Here is a 16,102-nt window from a genome sequence, read left to right on the forward strand (position 1 = left end):
TGACCCCATGAATGCCGAAAGCGACCGCTCCGACGCGCTGGCGCAGGATTTCGTCCGCTTCTCGGTCGAGTCCGGCGTGCTGCGCTTCGGAGAATTCAAGACCAAGGCCGGGCGGCTGTCGCCCTACTTCTTCAACGCCGGCCTGTTCGACGACGGCGCCAAGCTGGGCCGACTGGCCGGATTCTATGCACGCCGCCTGATCGATTCGGGCCTGCCCTTCGACATGCTCTTCGGCCCCGCCTACAAGGGCATCACGCTGGCCGCCGCGGTGGCCATCGAGCTGGCCCGGCTGGGCCGCAACGTGCCGTTCGCCTACAACCGCAAAGAGGCGAAAGATCACGGCGAGGGCGGTTCGCTGGTCGGCGCACCGGTGGCCGGGCGCGTTCTCATCGTCGATGATGTGATGTCTGCAGGCACCTCCGTGCGCGAATCGATTGCCATGATCCGGGACGCCGGCGCCACGCCCTGTGGCGTCGCCATCGCCCTCGACCGGCAGGAGAAGGCGGCCGAAGGTGGGCAGGAGAAGCCCTGGTCGGCCGTTCAGTACGTGCGCGACCAGCTTCAACTGGAGGTCGTGGCCATCGCCACCCTGCGCGACTTGTTGCAGTTTCTTTCGTCGCAGAGCGATCCTTCGCTGGCCGAGCACCGCCCCGCCGTGTCAGCCTACCGGGACCGCTACGGAGTCTGAATGCCCGAGAGTGCCCGCTCCACCGTCAACCGCCTCGGCCTGGCCTGCAGGCTGGTGTTCGGCCTGGGCGCCGGGCTGACGGTGGCCGGTGGGTCCAGCCTTGCGGCACCGCCGGACACCACCCAGGGTATCTACACCTGCGTCGACGCCCAAGGCCGCCGGCTCACGTCCGACCGGCCCATCCCCGACTGCAACGCGCGCGAGCAGCGCGTGCTGAACAAGGATGGGTCGCTGCGCGCCGTGAAGCCGCCTCCGCTGACTGCCGACGAGCGCGCCGAGAAGGAAGCCGCCGAACGGCAGGCGGCCGTCCAGAAGGCCGCGCAGGCCGATGCGGTGCGCCGCGACCGCAACCTGCTGGCCCGCTTCGGCAACGAGGCCGACCACCGCAAGGCCCGCGAGTCGGCACTGGACACGGTGCGGGCGGCGATCAAGACCACCGAGGTGCGCCAGGCCGAGCTGACCGCCGAGCGCCAACCGCTGGAACTCGAAGCCGAGTTCTACAAGGGCCGCACGCTGCCGCTGCGGCTGAAGCAGCAGATCGACGCGAACGACGCCGCGGTGGACGCGCAGAAGTCGTTGGCCCAGAACCAGACGCAGGAACTGGCGCGCATCAACCGGCTCTACGACGCCGAACTCGAGCGCCTGCGCCGCCTGTGGGCCGGCGCGCAGCCGGGCACCATCGGCCCGGCCACCGCCAGCACGGCGCTCAAGCCAGCCGCCGCTTCAGCACCTCGTTGACCTGCGCCGGGTTGGCCTTGCCGCGGCTGGCCTTCATGACCTGGCCGACCAGTGCATTGAAGGCCTTGTCCTTGCCGGCGCGGTACTCTTCCACCGACTTCGGGTTCGCCGCCAGCACCTCGTCGACGATCTTGTCGAGCGCGCCGGTGTCGTTCATCTGGCGCAGGCCGCGGGCCTCGATGACCGCATCCACGTCGGTGCCGTCGCCGGCCCACAGGGCGTCGAACACCTGGCGCGCGGCGTTGTTGGAGACGGTGTTGTCGACGATGCGGCCGATCAGCGCGGCCAGCGTGGCCGCCGACACCGGGCTGGCCTCGATCGAGCGGCCCTCGGCATTGAGCCGGCGCGAGACCTCGCCCATCAGCCAGTTGGCCACCAGCTTGGGCTGGCCGCACGCCTCGCGCGCCGCCTCGTAGAAGCGGGCGAAGGCCAGGCTCTGCGTCATCATCGCCGCGTCGTCGGCGGGCAGGCCGTCGTGCTGCACGAAGCGCGTGGCCATCGCCGCCGGCAGCTCGGGCAGGGTGGCGCGCACGGCCTCCACCCATTCGGGGCCGATCACCAGCGGAGGCAGGTCTGGGTCTGGAAAGTAACGGTAATCGTGCGCGTCTTCCTTGCTGCGCATGGCCCGCGTCTCGCCGGTGTCGGGGTCGAACAGCACGGTGGCCTGCTCGATGGCCAGGCCGTCTTCGAGGCGGTCGATCTGCCAGTTCACCTCGAACTCGATCGCCTGCTGCATGAAGCGGAAGGAGTTGAGGTTCTTGATCTCGCGCCGCGTGCCGAAGGGCGCGCCGGGCCGGCGCACCGACACGTTGGCGTCGCAGCGGAAGCTGCCTTCCTGCATGTTGCCGTCGCAGATGCCCAGCCACATCACCAGCGCGTGCAGGGCCTTGGCGTACTCCACCGCCTCGGCCGCCGAACGCATGTCGGGCTCGGTGACGATCTCGAGCAACGGCGTGCCGGCACGGTTGAGGTCGATGCCGGTCTGGCCGTGGTAGTCCTCGTGCAGGCTCTTGCCGGCATCCTCTTCGAGGTGCGCCCGCGTCAGGCGCACGGTCTTGCGCTCGCCGGCCAGCACGAACGAGACGCTGCCGCCCTGCACCACCGGGATCTCGTACTGGCTGATCTGGTAGCCCTTGGGCAGGTCGGGGTAGAAATAGTTCTTGCGCGCGAAGATCGACTGCGGCGCGATCCTGGCGCCCACCGCCAGGCCCAGGCGGATGGCCCGGTCGACGGCGGCGCGGTTCATCACCGGCAGCGTGCCGGGCAGCGCCAGGTCCACCGCGCAGGCCTGCGTGTTGGGCGCTGCGCCGAAGGCGGTGGAGGCACCGGAGAAGATCTTGCTTTGCGTGGACAGCTGGGCGTGGGTTTCGAGGCCGATGACGACCTCGTGGCCACGGATGAGGGCTGGGCTGCTCATGGTGTGATCGCGATTCAGAGACCCGCCGGCGCGCGACGGTGCCAGTCGGTGGCCTGCTGCAGGGCATGGGCGGTGTGCAGCAACCGGCCCTCGGCGAAGTAGTTGCCGATCAGCTGCAGGCCGACCGGCATGCCGTGCGGGTTGTCGGATGGAGCAAAGCCCGCAGGCACGCTCATGCCGGGCAGGCCGGCCAGGCTGGCAGGCAGGGTGAAGATGTCGGCCAGGTAGGCCTTGACCGGGTCGTCGCCCTGCTCGCCCAGCTTCCAGGCCACGCTGGGCGCCACCGGCCCGGCGATCACGTCGCATTCGGCAAAGCAGCGCTGGAAGTCGTCGGCGATCATGCGGCGCAGCTTCTGCGCCTGCAGGTAGTAGGCGTCGTAGTAGCCGTGCGACAGCACGTAGGCGCCGATCATGATGCGGCGCTTGACCTCGGGCCCGAAGCCCTCGGCGCGCGTCTTCTTGTACATGTCGAGCAGGTCGGTGTACTGCTCGGCGCGGTGGCCGAACTTGACGCCGTCGAAGCGCGACAGGTTCGAACTGGCCTCGGCCGGCGCGATGATGTAGTACACCGGGATCGACAACTCGGTGCGCGGCAGGCTCACGTCCACCAGCGTGGCGCCCAGCGCCTGCAGCTCGGCCAGCGCGGCGCGCACCACGGCGGCCACGTCGGCCGACAGGCCCGCGGGGAAGAACTCCTTCGGCAGGCCGATGCGCAGGCCGGCCAGCGGCTTGGTGGCCGCCGTGGCCCCGTCGCGTGGCGCCAGCATCTGCGCGTGGAAGTCCTGCGGCGGGCGCTGCGCGCTGGTGGCATCGCGCTCGTCGAAGCCGCTCATCGCCGACAACAGCAGCGCGCAGTCTTCGGCCGAACGGGCCAGCGGGCCGGCCTGGTCGAGGCTGGACGCGAAGGCGATCATGCCGTAGCGCGAGCACACGCCATAGGTGGGCTTGATGCCGGTGACGCCCGAGAACGCGGCCGGCTGGCGGATCGAGCCGCCGGTGTCGGTGCCGGTGGCCGCGGGCAGCAGGCGCGCCGCCACGGCCGCGGCCGAACCGCCCGACGAGCCGCCGGGCACGCGCGACGTGTCCCAGGGGTTGCGCACCGGGCCGAAGGCCGAATTCTCGTTGGCCGAACCCATCGCGAACTCGTCGCAATTGAGCTTGCCCAGGCTCACGGTGCCGGCCGACGCCAGCCGCGCGACCACGGTGGCATCGAAGGGGCTGCGGTAGCCGGCCAGGATCTTGGAGCCGGCGGTGGTGGGCGCGTCGGCGGTGACGAAGATGTCCTTGTGCGCGATCGGCACGCCCAGCAGCGGCGAGGCGACGCCCGCGGCGCGTCGGGCGTCGGCCGCACGGGCGGCCGCGCGCGCGCCGTCGCCGTCGACATGCAGGAACGCGCCGAGCGAGCCCAGGCGGTCGACCCGCGACAGCAGGTGGCCGACGAGTTCTTCGCTGGAACACTGGCGCGCCGCCAGCGCGCGGCCCAGTTCGGCCACGCCGAGGTCGTGAAGGTCCCCGCTCATTCGATCACCTTCGGCACCAGGAACAGCCCGTCCTCGACGGCCGGGGCGCTGCGCTGGTTGGCCTCGCGACGGTCGGTCTCGGTGACGAGGTCCTCGCGCAGGCGCAGCGGCACCTGTTGCACCGCCGAAAGCGGTGTGTACAGAGGTTCGACGCCGGTGGTGTCGACCGCACTCATCTGCTCGACGATCGAGAAGAAGCCGTTGAGCTGGGCCAGCATCACGGGCTCTTCGGCAGGGGAAAGTTCGAGACGGGCCAGATGGGCGATCCGGCTCACGTCCTGGGGTGTCAGGGCCATCGGGAGTTACGTCCTGCAGCGAGGTGGCTCGGGCAGAAACAGCAGGGTGATGGGTTATTATCGCCGGTTATCCATCACCCATTTGCAGGCTTCGTCGAGGACAAAACGGCCCGTTCTTGCCTTGGTTGCACCACGGCAGCGTCTACGGGCTCGACAGGCGGCAAATGGGCTGGCACCGACACACTCTCCCAGAGGCCTGCGGCGGCCCCTAATCCAGCCGTGCGCACACCTCAGCGAGCCCCTACCCAGCTGTCCACCATGCGATTCGCGCCCGCCTCGATGGCCACCAAGATGGCCCCGCCGGGCACCTTCCGCGCGGTGCCCTGACAGCCCCCCCACTGCGACCCATCCCATGTTCGGATCCCTGCGCCGCTACTTCTCCACCGACCTGGCCATCGACCTCGGCACCGCCAACACGCTGATCTATGTGCGTGGCAAGGGCATCGTGCTCGACGAGCCTTCGGTCGTGTCCATCCGCCATGAAGGCGGCCCCAACGGCAAGAAGACCATCCAGGCCGTGGGCGCCGAGGCCAAGGCCATGCTGGGCAAGGTGCCCGGCAACATCGAGGCCATCCGGCCGATGAAGGACGGCGTCATCGCCGACTTCACCGTCACCGAGCAGATGCTCAAGCAGTTCATCAAGATGGTCCATCCGCGGTCGGTGCTGCGCCCCAGCCCGCGGATCATCATCTGCGTGCCCTGCGGCAGCACCCAGGTCGAACGCCGCGCCATCCGCGAGTCGGCGCTGGGCGCCGGCGCCAGCGAGGTCTACCTGATCGAGGAACCGATGGCCGCGGCCATCGGCGCCGGCCTGCCGGTGTCCGAGGCCTCGGGCTCGATGGTCGTCGACATCGGCGGCGGCACCACCGAGGTGGGCGTGATCTCCCTCGGCGGCATGGTCTACAAGGGCTCGGTGCGCGTCGGCGGCGACAAGTTCGACGAGGCCATCATCAGCTACATCCGGCGCAACTACGGCATGCTGATCGGCGAGCCCACGGCCGAGATGATCAAGAAGAACATCGGCTCGGCCTTCCCCGGCTCCGAGGTCAAGGAGATCGAGGTCAAGGGCCGCAACCTGTCCGAAGGCGTGCCGCGCAGCTTCACCATCTCGTCCAACGAGATCCTCGAAGCGCTGACCGACCCGCTCAACCAGATCGTCTCGGCGGTCAAGAACGCGCTCGAGCAGACACCGCCCGAACTGGGCGCCGACATCGCCGAGCGCGGCATGATGCTCACCGGCGGCGGCGCGCTGCTGCGCGACCTCGACCGCCTGCTGGCCGAGGAAACCGGCCTGCCGGTGCTGGTGGCCGAAGACCCGCTGACCTGCGTCGTGCGGGGCTGTGGCATGGCCCTCGAGCGCATGGAGCGCCTGGGTTCGATCTTCACGTCGGAATAAGGCCCGCGAAGCCGGGCCCGGTGGCCCGGCAACGCTGTGGTGGTGACCTGCCATGCCCCTCGGCACCCTGGATCGCACCCCGCCGCCCTTCTTTCGCCAAGGTCCCTCGGCGCTGACCAAGCTCGCGCTGTTCTCTGCGCTGGCGGTGTTCCTGATGGCGGCCGACACGCGCTTCGCGGTGACGCAACCCCTGCGCGCGGCGCTGGCCACGGCACTGCTGCCGGTGCAGCGGGCGCTGCAGGTGCCGGTGGACCTGGCCGCCAATGGCGGCGATTACCTGCAAGGCTTGCGCGCGGCGCTGGCCGCCGAGAACGCCGCCCGCGCCGAACTGGCCCGCCAGGCCCTGCGTGCGGCGCAGGTCGAACGCCTCACCGAAGAGAACAACCGCCTGCGTGCACTGCTCGACCTGCGACCGGCGCTGCAGGTCAAGTCGATCTCGGCCCAGGTCATGTACGAGGCCGCCGACCCGTTCTCGCGCAAGCTGTTCATCGACCGCGGCGCGGCCAACGGCCTGGTGCTCGGGTCGCCGGTGATCAACGAGGCGGGCGTGCTGGGCCAGGTGACGCGCCTGTATCCGTTGTCGGCGGTGGTGACACTGCTGACCGACCGCGACGCCGCGATCCCCGTGCTCAACACCCGCACTCAGCAGCGCAGCGCCGCCTTCGGCGGCATCGAGGGCGGCATGGAACTGCGCTTCATCGCCGGCAATGCCGACGTGCAGGTGGGCGACACGCTGACCACCAGCGGCGTCGACGGCATCTACCCGCCGGGCCTGACGGTCGGGCGCATCACGAGGGTGGACCGGCGCGCCGACTCCGGCTTCGCGCGCATCCTGGTCGCGCCGTCGGCGGTGATCGACGACGTGCGATACCTGCTGGTGCTCGAGCCACTTGGCGCCCAGTTGCCGCCGCGGCCCGAGCCCGATCTGCCGCCTGACAAGCCGGCCAAGACCAAGGCGCCGAAGCGATGAGCCGGCCGCAGACCCCGAGGAGCGCGCCATGATCATGCCGCGCGGGACCGACCAGCTGCTGCTGCCGGTCAATCCCCTGTTCATCGCCTTCTCGCTGCTGGTGGCGCTGGGACTCGAGATGCTGCCCGTCGGCCGGCATGCGGCATCGCCCGACCTGCTGGCGCTGGTGCTGGTCTTCTGGAACGTGCACCAGCCGCTGCGGGTGAGCGTGGGCCTGGGCTTCGCGCTGGGGCTGGTGATCGACGTCCACCAGGGCGCGGTGCTCGGCCAGCATGCGCTGGCCTACACGCTGATGAGCTTCCTGGGCATCGCGGCGCACCGCCGCCTGCTGTGGTTCTCGTTGCCCAACCAGGCGCTGCAGATCCTGCCGCTGTTCCTGGTGGGGCACCTCGTCGCCCTGGCCGCCCGTTTGCTGGTGGGGGGTATGTTCCCCGGCTGGTCGCTGCTGCTGGCGCCGGTGGGCGAGGCGCTGCTGTGGCCGCTGGTGGCGCTGCTGCTGCTCGCGCCGCAGCGCCGCGCGCCCGATCCCGACGAGAATCGGCCGCTGTAGGTCGCCGCAGGGGCCAGGCATGACCGAGCTGAAGAACCTCGAACACGAGCTCGACCGCTTCCGCGGCCGCTTGGTGGCTGCGGCCTTGTTCGTGCTGCTGTGCTTCGGCCTGCTGGCCGCACGGCTGGTGTGGCTGCAGGTGGTGCGCCACGAAGACCTGGCCCAGCAGGCCGAGGACAACCGCATCGCGGTGGTGCCCATCGTGCCCAACCGCGGCCTCATCCTCGACCGCAACGGCGTCGTGCTGGCCACCAATTACTCGGCCTACACACTCGAGATCACGCCCGCGCGGGTGTCCGGCGAGATCGAGTCGGTGATCGACGATCTGGCGCAGGTGGTCGACATCCAGACGCGCGACCGGCGCCGCTTCAAGCGCCTGGCCGACGAAGGCAAGCGCTTCGAGTCGGTGCCGATCCGCACCAAGCTCACCGACGAGGAGGTGGCCCGCTTCACCGCGCAGCGCTTCCGCTTCCCCGGCGTCGAGGTGCGGGCGCGGTTGTTCCGCCAGTACCCGATGGGCGAGGTGGGCAGCCACCTGATCGGCTACATCGGCCGCATCAACCAGGCCGAGAAGAAGGCCATGGAAGACTGGGACGACGAGCTGCAGGCCAACTACCGCGGCACCGAACACATCGGAAAGCTGGGCCTCGAACAGCGCTACGAGCGCGAACTGCATGGCGCCACCGGCTTCGAAGAGCTCGAAACCAGCGCAGGCGGCCGCGCCGTGCGCCGGCTCGGCAGCCACCCGGCCACGCCCGGCAACACCCTGGTGCTGTCGATCGACATCCGGCTGCAGGCGCTGGTGGAGCAGATGTTCGGTGACCGGCGCGGCGCGCTGGTGGCCATCGACCCGCGCAATGGCGAGGTGCTGGCCTTCGTCAGCAAGCCCACCTTCGACCCCAACCTGTTCGTCGATGGCATCGACGTCGAGAACTGGCGCGAGTTGAACGAATCGGTCGACAAGCCGCTGCTCAACCGGGCGCTGCGCGGCACCTACCCGCCAGGCTCCACGTTCAAGCCCTTCATGGCCATCGCCGCGCTGACCACCGGCAAGCGCTCGGCCGGCACCATCGTCAACGACGCCGGCTCCTACGCCTTCGGCAACCATGTCTTCCGCAGCCACGGCGACCATGGCCTGGGGCCGGTGGACATGACGCGCTCGATCGTCAAGTCGAGCAACGTCTACTACTACTCGCTGGCCAACGAGATGGGCGTCGACCTGATGCACGCGCAGCTCGAGCCCTTCGGCTTCGGCCGGCGCACCGGCATCGACCTCGATGGCGAGCTCACCGGCGTGCTGCCCTCCACCGAATGGAAGCGCCGTGCCTACAAGAAGCCCGAACAGCAGCGCTGGTATGCCGGCGAGACCATCTCGCTGGGCATCGGCCAGGGCTACAACAACTTCACGATGCTCCAGCTGGCGACCGCCACGTCCACGCTGGTGTCGGGCGGCTTGCGCTTCGAGCCGCGGCTGGTGCGCGAGATCCGTGACGTGGTCACGAACGAGCAGCCGGTGGTGCCACGCAAGGCGCTCGACCCGCTGCCGCTGCAAGCCTCGCACGTGGCGCTGATCAACCAGGCCATGCACGGCGTCACGCGCGAGGGCACCTCGACGCGCATCTTCATGGGGGCGCCTTATGCCACCGGCGGCAAGACCGGCACGGCCCAGGCGGTGTCCATCGGCAAGGGCGAGCGCTACAACGCCGCGCGGATGGAGGAGCGTCAGCGCGACCACTCGCTGTACATCGCCTTCGCGCCCGTGGAGGCGCCCAGCATCGCGCTGGCCGTGGTGGTCGAGAACGCGGGCTTCGGCGCGACCGCCGCCGCGCCGATCGCCCGCCGCGTGTTCGACTACCTGCTGCTGGGGCAATGGCCCAATGAGCAGGACATGGCCGCCACCCGGCAGGGCCAGAGCGTGGCGCCGATGGGCACGCCGCTGCGTGCGGCGGAGGTGCCGATCGCCGGCCTGGCGGCCAGCGCGCCCCCGGCCGAGATCAAGGCCGCGCCATGAGACGGCCCACAGGCCTTGCCGAGGGCTCGTTCCCGCCCGGCGGGATCGGCCGAAGGCCGCATGCTGCGCCAGTGATCGCGCCGGGCCGCTCGCAACCCCGAATCCCGAAGCGCGCAGCGCGCAGGGTGGTCCAGTGACCCGCAGCGTCTACGATCAACCCTCGTGGTGGCAACGGGTGCGGCCGCTGGTCAGCGGCTACGACACCATGCTGCTGGTGATGGTGCTGGTCTTGTCGGGGATGGGCCTGCTCACGATGTACTCGGCTGGCTTCGACCACGGCACCCGCTTCGTCGACCACGGCCGCAACATGCTCATCGCCGCGGCGCTGATGCTGGTGGTGGGCCAGGTCCCGCCGCAGCGGCTGATGGCCCTGGCCGTGCCGCTGTACGCGGTGGGCGTGGCCTTGCTGGTGGCCACCGCCATCTTCGGCATCACCAAGAAGGGCGCCACGCGCTGGCTCAACGTGGGCGTCGTGATCCAGCCCAGCGAGGTGCTCAAGCTGGCGATGCCGCTGATGCTGGCCTGGTGGTTCCAGCGCCGCGAAGGCCAGTTGCGCGCGCTCGACTTTGCGGTGGCGGGGCTGCTGCTGCTGGTGCCGGTGGGGCTGGTGGCCAAGCAGCCCGACCTGGGCACGTCGATCCTCATCCTGTCGGGCGGGCTCTACGTGATGTTCTTTGCCGGGCTGTCCTGGCGCCTGATCGCGCCGGTGCTGCTGCTGGCGGCCGTCGGCATCACCGCCATCGTGGTCAGCGCCGACACCATCTGCGAGCCCGGCAAGGCCTGGCCGGTGCTGCGCGACTACCAGAAGCAGCGCGTGTGCACGCTGCTCGATCCCACGACCGATCCGTTGGGCAAGGGCTTCCACATCATCCAGGGCATGATCGCCATCGGCTCCGGCGGCCTCGGCGGCAAGGGCTTCATGAGCGGCACCCAGACGCACCTGGAGTTCATCCCCGAGCGCACCACCGACTTCATCTTCGCCGCCTTCGCCGAGGAGTTCGGGCTGTTCGGCGCCGTGGCCCTGCTGCTGGCCTTCACCGGGTTGATCGGCCGCGGCCTGGTCATCGCCGCGCAGGCGCCCACGGTGTTCTCGCGCCTGCTGGCCGGCGCCATCACGCTGAGCTTCTTCACCTACGCCTTCGTCAACATGGGCATGGTCAGCGGCATCCTGCCGGTGGTCGGCATCCCGCTGCCCTTCATCAGCTATGGCGGCACCGCGATGGTCACCCTGGGCTTTGCGCTGGGCATGCTGATGTCGATCGCGCGCAGCCGCGGAATGATGCAGCGATGAACAGCACCCTCGACACGGTCGGTGTCGTCGGCATCGGGCAGATGGGGCTGGGCATGGCCCTGCGGCTGCGCGACGGCGGCCGCCGGGTCGTCGTGTGCGACATCGACCCCACGCGCGAGGCGCTGGCCGCGGCGGCGGGCGCGGTCGTGGTGCCCGACCCGGCCGCCGTGGGCGCCGCCGGCGACGTGCTCATCGTCTGCGTCGTTGATGCCGCCCAGACCGAGGACGTGCTGTTCGGCACCGGCGGTGCCGCCGCGACGCTGAGGCCCGGGGCCTGCGTGCTGCTGTGCCCGACGATCGGGCCCGCCGATGTCGAACGCATCGCTTCGCGCCTGGCCGGCCTGAGCCTGGGCTGCCTCGACGCGCCGATGTCCGGCGGCCCGGCCCGGGCCCGCGACGGCACGATGAGCCTGATGGTGGCCGGCGAGGACGCGCTGTTCGAGCGCCATCGGCCGCTGTTACAGCACCTCTCGTCGCGGCTGTTCCGAATCGGGCCGCGCTGCGGCGATGGCGCCCGCACCAAGCTCGTCAACAACCTGCTGGCGGCGACGATCCTGGCCGCGGCCTGCGAGGCCCTGGCGCTGGCTGAGCGCATCGGCCTGGACGGGGCGGCCACGCTGGCGGTCATCGAACAGTCCAGCGGCCAGAGCTGGATCGGCGGCGATCGGCTGCCGCGCCTGCTCGCCGGCGACGAGCGCGTGCTGGCCCGCATGGGCCTGCTGGCCAAGGATTCGGCGCTGGCGCTGGCGATGGCCGACGCGCAGGGTGCTCGCCCGGCCCTGGGGGCACAGGCCGCGGCGCTGTTCGCGGCCGCGTGCGACGACGGCCTGGCCGACGCCGACGATTCACACCTGATCAGGCTGATTCGTCGGGCGGGGTCGGCACCGGTGGCGTGATCGGCTGCAACGGAAAGCGCACCGTGAACAGCGCGCCGGGGCCCTGGTCGGCCGCCGCTGCGCTGGTGCGCGGCCGGGCATCGGCGATGGTGATCTCGGCGCCGTGCTGCTGCACGATCTGGTGCACGATGGCCAGGCCCAGGCCGCTGCCATCGACATCGGTGCCGAGCGAACGGTAGAAGGCCTGGAACACCAGTTCGCGCTCGGCCTCGGCGATGCCCGGGCCGGTGTCCTCCACCTGCAGCACCACGACCTGGCCGAACGGGTCGTCCATCAGCCGCACCGTCACCGAGCCACCCGCCGGGGTGTACTGCAGCGCGTTGTCGGTGAGGTTGCGGATCAACTCGCGCAGCAGCAACGGCTGCCCGAGCAGGCGGCCATGCAAGGCCTGGCCCTCCTCGGGGCCTTCGTAACCCAGGTCGATGCGCTTGTCCATGGCCTTGGGCACGAAGTCGCGCACCGTCTCGCGGGCCAGCCGGGCCAGGTTCACCTCCTGCTGGCGGCGCGCGCTTTCCTGGTCTTCGGCTCGGGCCATCGACAGCAGCTGATTGACCATGTGCGCCGCGCGTTGGCTGCTGTGGGCGATGTGCTGCAGCGAACTCTTCAGCGACTTGGCATCCTGCTGGCCGGCGTCGATCTCGCGTTGAGCCAGCTCGGCCTGCATGCGCAGGCCGGCCAGCGGCGTCTTGAGCTGGTGCGCCGCATCGGCCAGGAACTGCTTCTGCGTGCGCATCGTGCTGTCCAGCCGGTACAGCAGGTCGTTGATCGCGCCCACCAGCGGCGCCACCTCCTCGGGCACGTCGCGCTCGGCCAGCGGGCTCAGGTCATGGCTTTCGCGGCGGCGGATGCGCTGCTGCAGTTCGTTGAGCGGGCGGATGCCACGCGCCAGCGCCAGCCACACCAGCAGCACGGCCAGCGGCAGCACCACGAACTGCGGCACGATCACGCCCTTGATGATCTCGGTGGCCAGGCGCGAGCGCTTGTCCAGCGTCTCGGCCACCTGGATCAATGGCGGCATCTCGCCCGGCACGCCGGTGCCCGGCAGCCACAGGTAGGCCACGCGCACGGCCTCGGCCACGACGCTGTCGTCGCGGTAGTGCAGCTCCTGCGGCAGCGACGGCGCCTCCTCGGGCACCGGGATCTCGCGGTCGCCGGCCACGTACTCGCCGCGCGCACCGAGCACCTGGAAGAACACCCGGTCGGTGTCGTCGGAGCGCAGCACTTCGGCCGCCACCTCTGGCAGGCGCAGCCCGACGCGGGTGGCCGTCTTGCCGACACCCGGCTCCACCACCACCTGCCGAGCGATCGTGCGGGCCATCTCGGCCAGATCCCGGTCGTACGGCCGGTTGGCGATGCCCTGCGCCACCAGCCACGTCAGCGCCACGCTCATCGGCCACAGCAGCAGCAGCGGGGCGAGCATCCAATCGAGGATCTCGCCGAACAGGGAGCGTTGCTCGCGCGTGGTTTCCGGTTGCATTGGGGACGCGCGCGCGGCGGCACCGGCCGCCACTGTGGCGACGCGGCATCAGTTCGGGATCTTCTCCAGGCAATAGCCCAGGCCTCGCACGGTGGCGATGCGGATGGGGCCCTGCTCGATCTTCTTGCGCAGGCGGTGGATGTACACCTCGATCGCGTTGTTGCTCACTTCTTCGCCCCACTCGCACAGTCGCTCGACCAGCTGGTCCTTGCTGACCAGGCGCCCGGCGCGCTGCAGAAGCACCTCGAGCAGGCTCAGCTCGCGCGCCGACAGCTCGATCATCTGGTCGCTGATGTAGGCCACGCGGCCCGTGGCATCGAAAGTGAGCGGCCCATGCTTGATGACACTGGACGCGGTGCCCAGGCCTCGGCGGGTGAGGGCACGCACCCGCGCCTCCAGCTCTTGCAGCGAAAAGGGCTTGGCCATGTAGTCGTCGGCGCCCAGGTCGAGGCCCTTGACACGCTGCTCCACGCTGTCGGCCGCCGTGAGGATGAGCACCGGCACCGACGACCCGCGCGCCCGCATCTTGCGCAGCACGTCGAAGCCATGCATCTTGGGCAGCCCCAGGTCGAGGATGAGCAGGTCGAACTCGTGCGAGGCGAGTGCCGCGTCGGCCTCGGTGCCGCTGCCCACCTGGTCGACGGCATAACCCGACGCCCGCAGTGAACGCAGCAAGCCGTCGGCAAGCACCTGGTCGTCTTCTGCGATCAGTATCCGCATCGTTGTCTCCTCGCGGTGCGCGGCCTCGCGCCGGGGCCGTCACCGTGGATTGATTTTAGGCATGCCCCAGGCCCTACCGCCCTTGACAGAAGTCAAGCGCTGAATGGCCGCAAATCCACTGTACAAACATCCAGTCTCTGACATAATCGCGCCCATCGAAGGAGATCGCCATGGACGCACCCGTGAAAGCACTGAACACCGAAAAAGCCAAGGCCCTGCAGGCCGCGCTGGCCCAGATCGAGAAGCAGTTCGGCAAGGGCTCGATCATGCGCCTGGGCGACGGCGAAGTGGTGGAGGCCATCGAGGTCGTGTCCACCGGCTCGCTGGGCCTGGACATCGCGCTCGGCGTGGGCGGCCTGCCCCGTGGCCGCGTGGTCGAGATCTATGGCCCTGAATCCTCCGGCAAGACCACCCTCACGCTGCAGGTGGTGGCCGAGATGCAGAAGCTCGGCGGCACCTGCGCCTTCATCGACGCCGAGCACGCACTCGACACCGGCTATGCGCAGAAGCTGGGCGTCAACCTTCAAGAACTGCTGATCAGCCAGCCCGACACCGGCGAACAGGCGCTCGAGATCGTTGACGCGCTGGTGCGCTCGGGCTCGGTCGACCTGGTCGTCATCGACTCTGTGGCGGCGCTCACCCCCAAGGCCGAGATCGAAGGCGAAATGGGCGATTCGCTGCCCGGCCTTCAGGCCCGCCTGATGAGCCAGGCCCTGCGCAAGCTCACCGGCACCATCAAGAAGACCAACACCATGGTCGTCTTCATCAACCAGATCCGCATGAAGATCGGCGTGATGTTCGGCAACCCCGAAACCACCACCGGCGGCAATGCGCTCAAGTTCTACGCCTCGGTGCGGCTGGACATCCGCCGCACCGGCAGCATCAAGCGCGGCGAAGAGGTCATCGGCAACGAAACCAAGGTCAAGGTCGTCAAGAACAAGGTCGCGCCCCCGTTCAAGACCGCCGAGTTCGACATCCTTTACGGTGAGGGCACCAGCCGCCACGGCGAGATCATCGACATGGGCGTCACCGCCAAGGTCCTCGACAAGTCAGGCGCCTGGTACGCCTACAACGGCGAGAAGATCGGCCAGGGCAAGGACAACGCGCGCGAGTTCTTGCGCGAGAACCCCGACCTCGCGTTCGAGATCGAGAACAAGGTGCGCGAGTCCGTCGGCGTGCCGCTGCTGCCGCCACTGGGCGAGTCGGGCAAGTCGGCCGACTGATCGGCGGCAAGGGCCGGGCCCCAGGCTGGCGGGCAGGCCTGCTGAATGCCGGTCCCGTGGGCGCTGGCCGAGGGCGGGCCCCCTGATGGGCGGCCGGTCCTGTCGGCCCCGACGGGTGCGACCCACGCCGCAGCGTCCCGGCCAGGCTGAACCTCTTCGATGCAGCGACCTCCCACCTCGTTGAAGGGCCGCGCGGTGCAATGGCTGGCGCAGCGTGAGCACAGCCGCAGCGAATTGCGCACCAAGTTGCTGAACTTGGTCCGTCGCCAGGCCGCGGCTGCCGCGGCCGAGCCGCCTGACGAGGCCTTGCCCGACGACGACGCTGAGCAGCGTGTCGATGCCTTGCTCGACTGGCTCAGCGCCCAGGGGCACCTGTCGGAGGCGCGCTTTGTCGAAAGCCGCGTCCACGCGCGCCAGCGGCGCTACGGCAACCTGCGCATCCGGCAAGAACTGCAGCAGCATGGCCTGAGCCTCGACGACGACACCAGGCGCGCGCTCGACGCCTCAGAAATCGCCCGGGCCACCGACGTGTGCCGACGCAAGTTCCCCGAGCGCCCGGCCGACGCCTCCGCGCGCGCGAAGCAGGTGCGCTTTCTTGCCGGCCGGGGCTTCTCTGCCGAGGTCGTGCGCGCGGTGCTGAGACGCGACCCCTCGGCGGACGAGGACGCCGGGCCCGGCGACGACTGAGGCTCCCGCCCGCCTGGCGCGATCCACTTTTCGGCGCGTCACACGGCGAGTCCGCCGTTCGCCTTAGGCGGTTGATGCGGCGCAGCATGCTAAATTGCCCGGGTTTGCCCAGGGCCGCCCGGTCCGGCCTCCACCACCTTGCGAGCCCCCCGATGAAGATCCACGAATACCAAGGCAAAGAGATCCTGCGCCAGTTTGGCGTGCCTGTGCCGCGGGGCTTCC

The 16,102-nt window shown here is 69.8% G+C and carries 15 protein-coding genes; 10 read left to right on the forward strand and 5 right to left on the reverse strand.

The window, feature by feature from the left end; genetic code table 11:
• Positions 1–7 precede the first annotated feature (7 nt).
• Positions 8–688: an orotate phosphoribosyltransferase gene (pyrE, locus tag EOINJALH_RS13730; RefSeq protein WP_088280923.1), complete on the forward strand. Its 681-nt coding sequence runs from the start codon at positions 8–10 to the stop codon at positions 686–688.
• A complete protein-coding gene (locus EOINJALH_RS13735) occupies positions 689–1,426 on the forward strand; it encodes a DUF4124 domain-containing protein (protein ID WP_144290030.1) in 738 nt (245 codons plus the stop codon).
• On the opposite strand, the gene gatB is transcribed toward EOINJALH_RS13735, so the two are convergent.
• The 3 genes from gatB to gatC are packed head-to-tail and all read right to left on the reverse strand — an operon-like array spanning position 1,395 to position 4,659.
• Positions 1,395–2,843 (reverse strand): Asp-tRNA(Asn)/Glu-tRNA(Gln) amidotransferase subunit GatB, encoded by a 1,449-nt coding sequence (gatB, locus tag EOINJALH_RS13740; protein ID WP_088280924.1) that lies wholly within the window; start codon positions 2,841–2,843, stop codon positions 1,395–1,397. The genes EOINJALH_RS13735 and gatB overlap by 32 nt on opposite strands.
• A 14-nt stretch (positions 2,844–2,857) precedes the next feature.
• Positions 2,858–4,363, reverse strand: a complete 1,506-nt coding sequence (gene gatA, locus EOINJALH_RS13745) for an Asp-tRNA(Asn)/Glu-tRNA(Gln) amidotransferase subunit GatA (RefSeq protein ID WP_088280925.1) — start codon at positions 4,361–4,363, stop codon at positions 2,858–2,860.
• Entirely contained in the window at positions 4,360–4,659 is a 300-nt protein-coding gene (gatC, locus tag EOINJALH_RS13750; RefSeq protein ID WP_088280926.1) for an Asp-tRNA(Asn)/Glu-tRNA(Gln) amidotransferase subunit GatC, read from the reverse strand. The genes gatA and gatC overlap by 4 nt, the downstream gene beginning before the upstream one ends.
• Before the next feature lie 352 nt (positions 4,660–5,011).
• On the opposite strand from gatC, the gene EOINJALH_RS13755 reads away from it, so the two are divergent.
• The 6 genes from EOINJALH_RS13755 to EOINJALH_RS13780 all read left to right on the forward strand — a co-directional run bounded on the left by EOINJALH_RS13755 (position 5,012) and on the right by EOINJALH_RS13780 (position 11,773).
• Positions 5,012–6,055, forward strand: coding sequence for a rod shape-determining protein (locus tag EOINJALH_RS13755; protein ID WP_088280927.1), 1,044 nt, complete (start codon positions 5,012–5,014; stop codon positions 6,053–6,055).
• A gap of 52 nt (positions 6,056–6,107) precedes the next feature.
• Positions 6,108–7,025: a rod shape-determining protein MreC gene (gene mreC / locus EOINJALH_RS13760; RefSeq protein WP_088280928.1), complete on the forward strand. Its 918-nt coding sequence runs from the start codon at positions 6,108–6,110 to the stop codon at positions 7,023–7,025.
• 28 nt (positions 7,026–7,053) lie between these two features.
• Entirely contained in the window at positions 7,054–7,575 is a 522-nt protein-coding gene (mreD, locus tag EOINJALH_RS13765; protein WP_088280929.1) for a rod shape-determining protein MreD, read from the forward strand.
• A gap of 19 nt (positions 7,576–7,594) precedes the next feature.
• Positions 7,595–9,586 carry a penicillin-binding protein 2 gene (mrdA, locus tag EOINJALH_RS13770; RefSeq protein WP_088280930.1) on the forward strand — a complete coding sequence of 664 codons (1,992 nt, stop codon included), beginning with the start codon at positions 7,595–7,597 and terminating at the stop codon, positions 9,584–9,586.
• A gap of 133 nt (positions 9,587–9,719) precedes the next feature.
• Positions 9,720–10,877: a rod shape-determining protein RodA gene (gene rodA, locus EOINJALH_RS13775; protein WP_234413833.1), complete on the forward strand. Its 1,158-nt coding sequence runs from the start codon at positions 9,720–9,722 to the stop codon at positions 10,875–10,877.
• The gene (locus tag EOINJALH_RS13780) at positions 10,874–11,773 is read left to right on the forward strand and encodes an NAD(P)-dependent oxidoreductase (protein WP_088280931.1); all 900 of its coding nucleotides are present in this window, start codon (positions 10,874–10,876) and stop codon (positions 11,771–11,773) included. Before rodA ends, EOINJALH_RS13780 begins: the two co-directional genes overlap by 4 nt.
• Here the strand turns inward: EOINJALH_RS13780 and EOINJALH_RS13785 are convergent.
• Positions 11,733–13,250, reverse strand: a complete 1,518-nt coding sequence (locus EOINJALH_RS13785; protein ID WP_088280932.1) for a sensor histidine kinase — start codon at positions 13,248–13,250, stop codon at positions 11,733–11,735. The two genes, EOINJALH_RS13780 and EOINJALH_RS13785, sit on opposite strands and share 41 nt — an antisense overlap.
• Before the next feature lie 48 nt (positions 13,251–13,298).
• Positions 13,299–13,970, reverse strand: coding sequence for a response regulator transcription factor (locus tag EOINJALH_RS13790; RefSeq protein ID WP_088280933.1), 672 nt, complete (start codon positions 13,968–13,970; stop codon positions 13,299–13,301).
• A 170-nt stretch (positions 13,971–14,140) separates the two neighbouring features.
• Between EOINJALH_RS13790 and recA the strand changes: the two genes are divergently transcribed.
• Positions 14,141–15,193 (forward strand): recombinase RecA, encoded by a 1,053-nt coding sequence (gene recA / locus EOINJALH_RS13795; protein ID WP_088280934.1) that lies wholly within the window; start codon positions 14,141–14,143, stop codon positions 15,191–15,193.
• A gap of 180 nt (positions 15,194–15,373) precedes the next feature.
• Positions 15,374–15,880, forward strand: a complete 507-nt coding sequence (locus tag EOINJALH_RS13800; RefSeq protein WP_404872761.1) for a regulatory protein RecX — start codon at positions 15,374–15,376, stop codon at positions 15,878–15,880.
• The last annotated feature ends 222 nt before the right edge of the window (positions 15,881–16,102 follow it).

This window comes from Ideonella sp. A 288, assembly GCF_002198735.1.
Taxonomy (GTDB): Bacteria; Pseudomonadota; Gammaproteobacteria; order Burkholderiales; family Burkholderiaceae_C; genus Pseudaquabacterium.

Bases quoted from the DNA above. Each gene is read 5' to 3' on its own strand.
- pyrE (WP_088280923.1), top strand. From the start codon at position 8: ATGAATGCCGAAAGCGACCGCTCCGACGCGCTGGCGCAGGATTTCGTC.
- EOINJALH_RS13735 (WP_144290030.1), top strand. From the start codon at position 689: ATGCCCGAGAGTGCCCGCTCCACCGTCAACCGCCTCGGCCTGGCCTGC.
- gatB (WP_088280924.1), bottom strand. From the start codon at position 2,843: ATGAGCAGCCCAGCCCTCATCCGTGGCCACGAGGTCGTCATCGGCCTC.
- gatA (WP_088280925.1), bottom strand. From the start codon at position 4,363: ATGAGCGGGGACCTTCACGACCTCGGCGTGGCCGAACTGGGCCGCGCG.
- gatC (WP_088280926.1), bottom strand. From the start codon at position 4,659: ATGGCCCTGACACCCCAGGACGTGAGCCGGATCGCCCATCTGGCCCGT.
- EOINJALH_RS13755 (WP_088280927.1), top strand. From the start codon at position 5,012: ATGTTCGGATCCCTGCGCCGCTACTTCTCCACCGACCTGGCCATCGAC.
- mreC (WP_088280928.1), top strand. From the start codon at position 6,108: ATGCCCCTCGGCACCCTGGATCGCACCCCGCCGCCCTTCTTTCGCCAA.
- mreD (WP_088280929.1), top strand. From the start codon at position 7,054: ATGATCATGCCGCGCGGGACCGACCAGCTGCTGCTGCCGGTCAATCCC.
- mrdA (WP_088280930.1), top strand. From the start codon at position 7,595: ATGACCGAGCTGAAGAACCTCGAACACGAGCTCGACCGCTTCCGCGGC.
- EOINJALH_RS13780 (WP_088280931.1), top strand. From the start codon at position 10,874: ATGAACAGCACCCTCGACACGGTCGGTGTCGTCGGCATCGGGCAGATG.
- EOINJALH_RS13785 (WP_088280932.1), bottom strand. From the start codon at position 13,250: ATGCAACCGGAAACCACGCGCGAGCAACGCTCCCTGTTCGGCGAGATC.
- EOINJALH_RS13790 (WP_088280933.1), bottom strand. From the start codon at position 13,970: ATGCGGATACTGATCGCAGAAGACGACCAGGTGCTTGCCGACGGCTTG.
- recA (WP_088280934.1), top strand. From the start codon at position 14,141: ATGGACGCACCCGTGAAAGCACTGAACACCGAAAAAGCCAAGGCCCTG.